Below are 6,514 nucleotides of genomic sequence, written 5' to 3'. Positions count from 1 at the left end.
TACCGGTGCGCATGCACGATCGTCGCACATGCGAAAACCGATGGGAATCCAACATCGGACTCTTTTGTCTCGATCAATCCACTAGAGCGCTTGACGCCGCCCGTTTTAATGGCGGGTGACAGATTGCGTTCTTCGGATGGGAGAGTGCCGGTGTCCAGCAGGTTACGTGTGTTCATTAGTAGCACGATGAATGATCTCGGCGATGCGCGTCGGGCCGTGTCTGCACGGCTCAGCTCTCTCAACCTTGAACCCGTCAATGCCGAAAACATGCATCCCGATGGTAGCGCCAGTTGGGACGTCATCCGCGCAGAGATTGAGGCATCTCACCTCTTCGTCTTGCTGAGTGGAGACAGCTACGGTTGGATCCCGCCGACCGGCCCTGGAGGCGGCGAAGGACGATCGGTAACGCATATGGAGGCTCTGTACGCCAAAACGATCGGGCTGCCGATTCTTCCCTTCTTCAAGAAGATCCCGTACGGATCGTCCAACACCACGGTGGAGGCAATAGCGCGCGACTCGTTTCGCCGGGAGGTCGGAGATTGGGAGGCTGGCCGTTTCAGGCAAGAGTTCGAGTGGATTGATGAACTCGAGCGCAAGGTAGGAGACGCTTTGCTTGATCTTTTCCACCGCTCGGTCTTGAAGGAGATGGCCGAGAAGCGGCTCACTGGCATCCGGACACTTACGGGGGCCTCTGGACGGAAATTCGACAGGATGCCGATTCCTACCGGCTTCGTCGGTCTCGACCCGGTGCTCTTAGCTGGCGCAGGCATATCGGTGTCTGCTGGACTGCCGACGGCTAACGTGATGATTGAACTCTTCGGCGCGCGTTTGTCGCTTGGCATCGACGGGGACCGTATCCTCGCGAGGCACCGCTTCGCGGACGTCGCTTCTGCCGTTGAGCGCCGGTTCGGCCGAGCGGAGCTGGAAAGGACTGTGGTTCAAGCATTCGATATGGTGCAAGGTGTGGCGCCGACGCTTGGCCATCTGGCGGCGGTCTCAAGCTTCCGCCACATCGTCACCACTAATTACGACGACCTGTTCGAGCGGGCCAGCGTCGCACGAGGCGTGCCCTACACAGTCCGATCATCGAACGGTGAGGTTCGTGGGGACGGAGAGCAACTCACCATATTTCAGGTCGATGGGTCCGTCGGTAGCCCCTCTTCATTGATTGTCACCGAAGAGGACGCAGCCCACGCTCGCCTCGACAGTCTATACTGGAGTAGCATCGCCCAAGTGATCGGGAATCGACCAGTGATTGTTGTTGGCCACTCACTCCGGGATGAAAATGCGAGACGCGTGTTGGTAGAGCGCGGTAGTGGAGCCGGGCTCTACGTGTCAATCGCCAGTGATCCGATGGACGAGATCCTGCGCGATCGGTTCGGACTTGCGGAATGTGTCGGCACTGCGGACGACTTCCTGCAATCCTACGAGTACGCCCATAGGCAGGCGGAGAGCGGAGCCCTCACCCTGTAGCAATCGTTGCGTCGGCGAGCTACGATCTATACGACCATCCAAAGGCCACGCTAGAAAAACTCGGACGGGTTGGACTGCAAGCGGCCCAAAACAAAGCCCTCACTGTCTGGCGCTGTCTTTGGATCAATTCCATAGTAGAAATGTTCCCCAAGAGCCTCCTATGGATAATTCGATCTACTAAACTGAGTCGTTCCTTAGAGAAGACCGTCTCAGTGTGAAAGTCCCATTTCACACTCTCGGACGATTCGAAGGAATTGTAGCGTCTGCTTTTAGGAGCCTGCATAACAGTCCGCAACGACCGACAACGGGCGCAGAGCCGGCATTGGTTCGGGGCAGATCAGCTCGTCTTTTGTGCCCTGTGTTTCGGATTGCCGCCGGCAAGTTGCTTCAATGCATTTGCCCGCCTAGAAAGGTGCCCCCTCGGACTCACTGGTCGCTGTCACTTATTCGGACCCTGAAATTGGCTGCCGCCGCGATTTCTCTGACTTGTCGACGACAGGGAGCCCTTCCTTTCTGGCCTTGGCAAACGCTCGATCGCTCTCCAGGAACTCCGCCAGCATGAACGGGATGAGTTCCGCTACCGATTCGGACTCGCCATAGGTCTGACGATAAAGCGCCGCATAGTCCTTCAGTGCTTGGTTCAGGTCTGCACTTACGCTTATGGTGATCTTCGAAGGTGTCCGATCCGGAAGTTTGCCGAGTTTCAGATTGGTCATGATGACTCCAGTCAATTCGGGTACGGTCGCAGCACAAGATCCTTGTGCACGATGACGCGCAGTGGCCAACCAGGGCGGACGGTGATCGTGGGCTGAATATTGAGGTTCTTCTCGGTGATGCGCTGGCCAGCTTGACTGACGTTCTGCTGAGCGGATTCGCGGATTGCTTTGACCAGGTCGCTTTCGTCTTGCCCGAGGCTCAGCTCGGTGCCGACCCCCAGCAACGTGGCCAGCGCAACGCCTTTCATCAGCTGCCAGGTGTGGAAATCCACCTTGTCCTCAAGCCCGGCATAGCCGGCGGTGTCCGTCGCCGGCAGATTGTCGATTTCGATCGAAGAGCCGTCGGGCAGCAGTATCCGTTGCCAGACCAGCAGCGCGCGCCTTTGTCCAAAGGCAACAACGCTGTCATAGGTGCCAATCAGGCGAGAGCCTTGCGGAATGAGCAAGGTGCTGCCGGTGACTGTGTCGTGCACATTCTCGGTGACCTGTGCGACGACGAGGCCGGGCAAGTCGGAATTGATGCCAGTGATCAGGCTCGCTGCGATGACGCTGCCTGCCATCAGCTGATAGGGCGAAGCCGGCGTCTGCAGTGCATGCAGATTGTAGATTCCACTTGTGTTCCGCTGGCTGACAAAATCGAGCTTGCGCTGTTGATTGTTTTGGTCGCCCTCGGCCGGTGCAACGGAAGCTGAATCGCGTGCGGCATCGGATTGTGGAGCCGTTGCCTCAAAGGGTGGACGCCCGCCCTGCCCGTTGCCGGCGGCATCTGCTTGCCGGGGTCGATTTTCGATCCGGAAGAAGACTTGCGATTCGCGCGCCTCGATCGCCTGCTGTGCAAGGCGCTGCTCCTCCGCCGAAACCTCCTGGCCCGGCGCGATGCCCAGCTGGCGTTGGTGCTCAAGGATGGGGCGGCCGAGGTCGCCGGGCAGCGGTGGTCCAAGCACCGGAGGCTTGGGCTTGATCGCGGAATAGTCCTTAGGCAGCCTTTCAATTGCCTCCGCGGTTGGCTTCCGCTCAGTGTTGTAAAGCTCTTCAGCCTGCTCTTTGATGCGCAGCGCCGGTCCCTGCAGCGCCATCATGGTGACGCCTAGAACGGTCCCGGAACCAACAGCAGCAATGGCGACAATAATGCCGCGCTTGAAGCGCACAGCGCGGCGAGGCGAGGCCCGCAGCTGCAGCTGTTCTGGATCGAGTTTCGGTGAAGCATCGGAGCGGGAAGTATCCGTCATGGGCCGTCCCTCACCTGCTGGAACGCGAAAAGAGCAATTTCCGCAGCGGCGCTTGCCTGCCGTCGGTCCTCGTGATGCGCACCACCTGTTGCTGCTTGGCGCCGAGGCGCAGTTCGGCCGCGGCGAAGAGGCGATCGACAATGTAATAGTTGCCGCGTATGCGGTAGTTGACGAGCTGGTTGTCCCCGTCAGCACCGACGATGAAGAGCGGCGGGGCCTCACCCTGATCGATGCGGCGCGGAAACTCGATGTAGACCTTGCTGCCATTATCGAACGCGCGCGTCGGCCTCCAGGGCGGCATGTCGCCGGTAATCGAATAGCGGAAGCGAATATTTTCGAGAGCCACATTCGACGCCACTGGCATAGCGGCGTCGGCCTGCGCATCGCGCCGGCGTAGCGCGATAATCTGGTCCTCGCTGTAAGTCCAGGAGATTGCCGCCATGGCGGTCTTATCCGTGCTTTGAAGCTGCAGGTGATAGCTTCGCCGGTCCGTGGTGATCACCAGATTGGTGGCAAGTCCTGGCGCGAAGGGCTTCACCAGCACATGGGTGCGCTGGTCATCGCCGGAGCCACTGACGGTGTCGCCAATTACCCAGCGCACTGTATCGCCGGCCGACACGGATTGGAGTTTCTCGCCTGACTGCAGAGCGATATCGCTGACGCGCTCCGGTGCGGCATAGAGCTGGTAGAGCGCGCCTTCGGAAAAGGGGTAAACCTGCACCGCATTCACATAGCCATATTTGGTGGGTTGCTGCGTCGCCGCCTTGTTGGCATCGGCGACACGTTCTTCAGGCGAGCGCCTGTCTTCAGCAGCCTTGCCCGGCTCGGGCTGCAACTGGCCGGGCAGCGGTAGCGGTTTCGGCACTTCCACGACCTTGACGGGCTTCTCCGGCGCCTTCTCAATCGCGGCCGGCTTGAAGTCAGCATGGTCATAGGAAATCTGCGGCGGCGGCACCGGCTTCGAGGCACAGGCCGAAAGTACCGCGGTCGACGCCAACAGGATCAGGACGGTGCGGAGCGATGGGGCTCTATTTGTCATTGGCGGGCTCCTTCGGGGAAACGATTGTCGGCGCGGCGCTGTCCAGCTCGCGCGACCAGTCGATGGCATTGATGAAGACGCCGAGCGGGTTTTTGCGCAGCTGATCGGTATTGTTCGGCGGCCGGATCACAATGGTGAGGATCCCGGTCCAACGCGTTGTGCTGGCGAGGCTGCCGCGCTCAAAGACCTGCTCGGTCCATTTGACTTGAAAGGAGTTGTCGGACGCTCGAACCACGCTCGTCACCTGCACCGAGACGCTGCGCGTGCCGATCTTGCCGAACGGGTCATTGGCCTTAGCGTACTCATTGAGAAAGAGGGCTGCACGGTCGGTGGCGAAGTCGTAGGCCGAGAGCCAATTCTGCCGCACCAGCACCGCATCGGTGGAGACGGAGCGGATATTCTGGATGAAATGGCCGAGATGCCAGGCAATCTGGGCATCGTCGGGCTCGTAGGTTTGGATTGCCGGCGCGACAGCCCGTGTTTCACCGAAGCGGTCGACCTCGACAACATAAGGCACGACGCGGCCCTGCATCGACTGCCACAAGAGTCCACCAGAGAGCCCGATGGCCAGAGCGAGGCAGCCAAAGGCCATCAGGCGCCAGTTCCTTGCCTGCACGCGCGCAGCGCCGATGCGCTCGTCCCAAAGTTGGGCGGCCTTCTGGTATGGTGTGACGGGGTGGGGCGTCTTCCCGTAACGCTGAACAGGTCGCTTGAAGAGCATCTAGTCTTCCTTATCGTTGAGAGAGGGGTTGGCCCCGCTTCCACCCCGATCGCCATCGCGGACGGCCTGCGTGGCGGCGTGGCGATGGGCGCGCGCGGTCTGTTGGGAACGCAAGCGCCTCGCCCACGCCGGCGCGGCATTGGCACCTGACGCGGCAGGGTTTCCGGTCATTGATGCGGTCGGCGTGCCGCCCGTCGCGGTCCAAGCGGGATCGCGGCCGGCATCGGCGCTGCGCCGGAATGGTTCTGTTGCAGATCGCATTCCCCGCATCGCGGCGCCGCCAGCTGCGCCGGCAACGCCCTGCAGTCCAGCCGCTACGCCGGAGAGGCCGGACTCGGGCGATGTTGCACGCCCCATCTGCCAAGCTGTGGAAGCAGCCGATCCCATGGCCGTGCCGGCTCGAACGGCGGCGAGACCGCCGCCGGTTGCCATGCGCGCGCCGGCAAGCGCCGCACCTCCGGCAACGAGAGTTGATCCGGCGGCCGCCGCGGTGGTTCCGAGTGCGGCTCCCGCGCCAAGCTGCGGCGCGCCCGAGACAAGACCCGAGGCAATTCCCGGCCCGAAAATGCCGAGCCCAAGCAGCGCCAACGCGCCCAGCACCTGTGACATGGCCGCGGCCAAGTCCGGCTCCTTGCCTTGCAGGGCGGAAGCGAACTCGCCGAAGAGCGTGGAGCCGATGCCGACGATGACGGCAAGCACCATCACCTTAATGCCCGACGAGATCACATTGCCGAGCACGCGCTCGGCCAGAAACGCCGAGCGGTTCCAGAGCGCGAAGGGCACCAGAACAAAGCCGGCCAATGTGGTGAGTTTGAACTCCAGGATGGTGATGAAAAGCTGGATGGAAAGGATGAAGAAGGCGATGAGGACCAGGAACCAGGCGAGAAGCAGCACGAAGATGGTCAGCGCGTTGCCAAAAATCTCGGGAAAGCCGACTAGCTGGCTCGCTTGATTGAGCAGCGGCCAGGCGCCCTCGAAGCCGGCCGCGGCAATGCGGCCTGGCCGCAGGAGACTGTCGGCGGACAAATTGCCGGACGAAGCGTTGATGCCGAGCCCGGCAAAGGAGCGGTAGATAATGTCGGCAAGGCTTCTGAAATTGTTCAGGATGAACGCGAAGGCGCCGACATAGAGCACCTTTCGGACGAGCCGACCGAGAATATTGGGTTCGCCGCCGAACGCCCAGACCAGGCCCGCCAGCGTGATGTCAATGCCGATCAGGATGGTGGTGAGAAAGGCGACGTCGCCCGAAAGCAGACCGAACCCGCTATCAATATAGCGGGTAAAAGTCTCCATGAAGCGATCAATGACGCCGAGGTCATTCATGTCGCCGCCTTCC

At 61.1% G+C, this 6,514-nt stretch carries 6 protein-coding genes; 1 reads left to right on the top strand and 5 read right to left on the bottom strand.

Going from position 1 to position 6,514, the window contains the following annotated elements:
* Positions 1-108: 108 nt before the first annotated feature.
* The gene (locus tag NKH60_RS25700) at positions 109-1,473 is read left to right on the top strand and encodes a DUF4062 domain-containing protein (protein ID WP_352873794.1); all 1,365 of its coding nucleotides are present in this window, start codon (positions 109-111) and stop codon (positions 1,471-1,473) included.
* 443 nt (positions 1,474-1,916) lie between these two features.
* Here the strand turns inward: NKH60_RS25700 and NKH60_RS25695 are convergent, their stop codons facing one another.
* The 5 genes from NKH60_RS25695 to trbL are packed head-to-tail and all read right to left on the bottom strand — an operon-like array spanning position 1,917 to position 6,501.
* Complete coding sequence (locus tag NKH60_RS25695; RefSeq protein ID WP_023718715.1) at positions 1,917-2,189, bottom strand: DUF2274 domain-containing protein; 273 nt, start codon at positions 2,187-2,189, stop codon at positions 1,917-1,919.
* 11 nt (positions 2,190-2,200) lie between these two features.
* Entirely contained in the window at positions 2,201-3,418 is a 1,218-nt protein-coding gene (locus tag NKH60_RS25690; protein WP_352873787.1) for a TraB/TrbI/VirB10 family type IV secretion system protein, read from the bottom strand.
* 10 nt (positions 3,419-3,428) lie between these two features.
* Positions 3,429-4,457 (bottom strand): P-type conjugative transfer protein TrbG, encoded by a 1,029-nt coding sequence (gene trbG, locus NKH60_RS25685; protein ID WP_352873785.1) that lies wholly within the window; start codon positions 4,455-4,457, stop codon positions 3,429-3,431.
* The gene (gene trbF, locus NKH60_RS25680) at positions 4,447-5,178 is read right to left on the bottom strand and encodes a conjugal transfer protein TrbF (protein WP_031193931.1); all 732 of its coding nucleotides are present in this window, start codon (positions 5,176-5,178) and stop codon (positions 4,447-4,449) included. The genes trbG and trbF overlap by 11 nt, the downstream gene beginning before the upstream one ends.
* Positions 5,179-6,501 carry a P-type conjugative transfer protein TrbL gene (gene trbL, locus NKH60_RS25675; RefSeq protein WP_352873783.1) on the bottom strand — a complete coding sequence of 441 codons (1,323 nt, stop codon included), beginning with the start codon at positions 6,499-6,501 and terminating at the stop codon, positions 5,179-5,181. It lies immediately after the preceding gene.
* Positions 6,502-6,514 lie beyond the last annotated feature (13 nt).

Origin of the sequence: Mesorhizobium sp. M1006 (assembly GCF_040318825.1) — a bacterium.
Taxonomy (GTDB): domain Bacteria; phylum Pseudomonadota; class Alphaproteobacteria; order Rhizobiales; family Rhizobiaceae; genus Mesorhizobium.
Note: the sequence above shows the minus strand (reverse complement) of the source record. Positions and strands in the feature narration are given on the sequence as shown.

Coding starts and splice junctions, on each gene's coding strand:
- trbF (WP_031193931.1), bottom strand. CDS start 5,178: ATGCTCTTCAAGCGACCTGTTCAGCGTTACGGGAAGACGCCCCACCCC.
- trbL (WP_352873783.1), bottom strand. CDS start 6,501: ATGAATGACCTCGGCGTCATTGATCGCTTCATGGAGACTTTTACCCGC.
- NKH60_RS25695 (WP_023718715.1), bottom strand. CDS start 2,189: ATGACCAATCTGAAACTCGGCAAACTTCCGGATCGGACACCTTCGAAG.
- trbG (WP_352873785.1), bottom strand. CDS start 4,457: ATGACAAATAGAGCCCCATCGCTCCGCACCGTCCTGATCCTGTTGGCG.
- NKH60_RS25700 (WP_352873794.1), top strand. CDS start 109: ATGGCGGGTGACAGATTGCGTTCTTCGGATGGGAGAGTGCCGGTGTCC.
- NKH60_RS25690 (WP_352873787.1), bottom strand. CDS start 3,418: ATGACGGATACTTCCCGCTCCGATGCTTCACCGAAACTCGATCCAGAA.